At 71.7% G+C, this 2,775-nt stretch carries 3 protein-coding genes and 1 pseudogene; 2 read left to right on the forward strand and 2 right to left on the reverse strand.

Annotated elements, in window-relative coordinates:
- Positions 1–556, reverse strand: a pseudogene (locus G3I40_RS44465) (ABC transporter permease); the annotation flags it as partial.
- Positions 553–1,473, reverse strand: a complete 921-nt coding sequence (locus G3I40_RS44470) for an ABC transporter ATP-binding protein (protein ID WP_164560470.1) — start codon at positions 1,471–1,473, stop codon at positions 553–555. The gene G3I40_RS44470 and the pseudogene G3I40_RS44465, both read right to left, overlap by 4 nt.
- A 92-nt stretch (positions 1,474–1,565) precedes the next feature.
- Between G3I40_RS44470 and G3I40_RS44475 the strand changes: the two genes are divergently transcribed.
- Positions 1,566–2,066, forward strand: coding sequence for a MarR family transcriptional regulator (locus G3I40_RS44475; protein ID WP_164560471.1), 501 nt, complete (start codon positions 1,566–1,568; stop codon positions 2,064–2,066).
- Between the two features lie 197 nt (positions 2,067–2,263).
- Positions 2,264–2,683, forward strand: a complete 420-nt coding sequence (locus G3I40_RS44480; RefSeq protein WP_239092313.1) for a MarR family winged helix-turn-helix transcriptional regulator — start codon at positions 2,264–2,266, stop codon at positions 2,681–2,683.
- The last annotated feature ends 92 nt before the right edge of the window (positions 2,684–2,775 follow it).

A 2,775-nucleotide genomic window follows, 5' to 3' on the forward strand; every position in this document is an offset into this window, starting at 1 on the left:
CCATGCCCGCACCGCCGGTCGCGAGGCCGAGCGCCAGCGCGCCCGCGACGCCGCCCGCGCCCATCAGCGGCATCCCGACCGTGATGATCGCCGCCACCGCCGCGTTCGCGACCAGGGCGGTGAGCAGCGCGGACGTGAGCGGCGCGCGCCGCCCCACCATGGCCGCGGACACCATCTCCTGGCGCCCGCTCTCCTCCTCGTCACGGGTGTGCCGCACGACGATCAGCAGGCTCATCGCCGCCGCGAACACGGCCGCGTACACGCCGACCCGCCACACCGTCAGACCGCCCAGCGAGTCGTCGAGGGCCGGCCCGTACAGGGCGCGCAGGGAGCTGTTGGTGCGCATGGTGGTCAGCACGTCGGCCCGCTCGGCGGCCGTGCCGTACATGCCCTTCAGCGTCTTCGGCATGGTGACCACGGTGAGCGCGACGACGTACACCCAGATCGGGATCATCAGCCGGTCGCGGCGCAGGGAGAGCCGCAACAGGGTGCCGGTGCCCGCCAGTTGACGGCCTCCGCCGGTCCGCGGGGCGGGTCCGGCCGTGACGGCGGTCATCGTGCCACCGCCGCTTCGGGTGCGCGCACGTCGTCCTGGTAGTGCCGCAGGAACAGCTCCTCCAGGGTCGGCGGGGTGCAGGTCAGCGACCGCACGCCGGACGCGGTCAGCGACCGCAGCACCGCGTCCAGCTTGTCGGTGTCGACCTGCAGCTTGACGCGCCTGCCCTGTACGTCGACGTCGTGCACCCCGGGGAGGGCCGTGAAGTCCTCGGGTTCCGCGGCCAGTTCGGCCGTGACGCTGGTCCGGGTGAGGTGCCGCATCTGTGCCAGCGACCCGCTCTCGACGGTCGTGCCGTTGCGGATGATGCTGACGCGGTCGCACAGCTCCTCGACCTCGCTGAGGATGTGCGAGGACAGCAGTACCGTCTGCCCGCGCTCGCGGGCCGCCTCCTGCACGTACGACTGGAAGACCTCCTCCATCAGCGGGTCGAGCCCGGAGGTGGGCTCGTCGAGGATGAGGAGCTCGGCGCCGGACGCGGCGAAGGCGGCGACGAGCGCGACCTTCTGCCGGTTGCCCTTGGAGTACGTGCGGCCCTTCTTGGTGGGGTCGAGCTCGAACCGCTCGATGAGGTCCGCCTTGCGCGCGGTGTCGAGCCCGCCCCGCAACTTCCCGTACAGGTCGATGACTTCGCCGCCGCTGAGGTTGCGCCACAAGGTGACATCACCGGGGACGTACGCGACCTTGCGGTGCAGGGCGACGGCGTCGGACCAGGGGTCGCCGCCGAGCATCTGCACCGCTCCCGAGTCGGCGCGCAGCAGTCCCAGCAGCACCCGGATGGTGGTCGACTTGCCCGCGCCGTTCGGTCCGAGGAAGCCGTGCACCTCTCCGGTCTCGACGTCGAGGTCGAGGCCGTCCAGCGCATGCGTCCTGCCGAACGACTTGTGCAGTCCGGAGACCGTGATTGCCTTCGTCATGCTTCTGAACGTACGCTGATTTCACAAATTTGTGAAGTTAAGGAAGCGTATAAAGTAGTGGGGTGCCGAGCGCAGGGGAGAGGATGCAGCTCATGAGCAGCAAGGACGTGAAGGACGCACAGGGCGCGGACGGCACGCGCGCGCGCTTCGTGGAGCGCTTCGCGGGCCAGCTGGTGGAGGCCGGTCTGCCCCGGATGCCCGCGCGGGTCTTCGCGGCGCTGCTCTCCTCCGAGGCGGGCGCGCTCACCGCGGCCGAACTGGGGGAGCGGCTGCAGGTCAGCCCGGCGGCGGTGTCCGGCGCGGTGCGCTATCTGACGCAGGTGCACATGGTCACGCGCGAGCGGGAGCCGGGCACGCGGCGCGACCTGTTCCGGGTGCACGGCAACCAGTGGTACGAGGCGCTCGCCAGCCGCGACAGCGTCCTGAAGCACTGGGTCGACTCGCTGACGGAAGGGGTCGACGCGCTCGGCGCCGACACCCCGGCGGGCCGCCGCCTCGGCGAGACGCTGGCCTTCTTCGAGTTCGTCCAGACCGAGCTCGGCGGGCTCATGGACCGCTGGCGGGAGCACCGCAAGACGCTCGGCCTGGACTGACTCCTGCGCCCGCCCCGCGCCAGGGATGTGCATCGCACACCTCATGTGCACGATGCACAACGCCTGAACGGTGCATGCCGCCCGTGGTAGACCTGCGGAGCACGAGCGGAACGCGAACGCGACGGCACCGGCGAACGGGAAGGCGGCACGGCGGCGTGGACAAGGGGGAGCCGACCCGGCAGGTCGAGTTCGAGGCGATGCTGCTCAGCCGGCACGGCCACCTCTTCGGCTCCCGCGGCAGATCCGCCGACCGGCACCTGGAGCGCAGCGCCTACACCCTGCTCAGCCGGATCCAGCTGGACGGCCCGATGTCGATCGGCGAGCTCCACGAGGCGTTCGGCCTGGACACCTCGACGCTGAACCGGCAGACGGCCGCGATGATGCGCGCGGGCCTCGCCGACCGCATCCCGGACCCCGAGGGCGGCATCGCCCGCAAGTTCCGCATCACGGAGCGCGGCGAGAAGCGCCTGAACGACGACAGGGCCCGCTGCCTGAGCGTCCTGGAAGGCCTGCTGGACGACTGGGACCCCGAGGAGGTCGTCCGGTTCGCGTCGAGCCTGCAGCGCCTGAACCGGTCGATCGAGAGCCTCGACGGCCGGCCCTGGCCGCGCCCCTGACCGCCCCCGCCGCGCCCCCCACGACGACCACGGCTCACGGGCTCACGGCAGCGCCAGCCCCCACGCCCCCACCCGCACCGTCCAGGTGCGGC

The sequence above is a fragment of the Streptomyces sp. SID14478 genome (genome assembly GCF_010548525.1).
Lineage (GTDB): Bacteria > Actinomycetota > Actinomycetes > Streptomycetales > Streptomycetaceae > Streptomyces.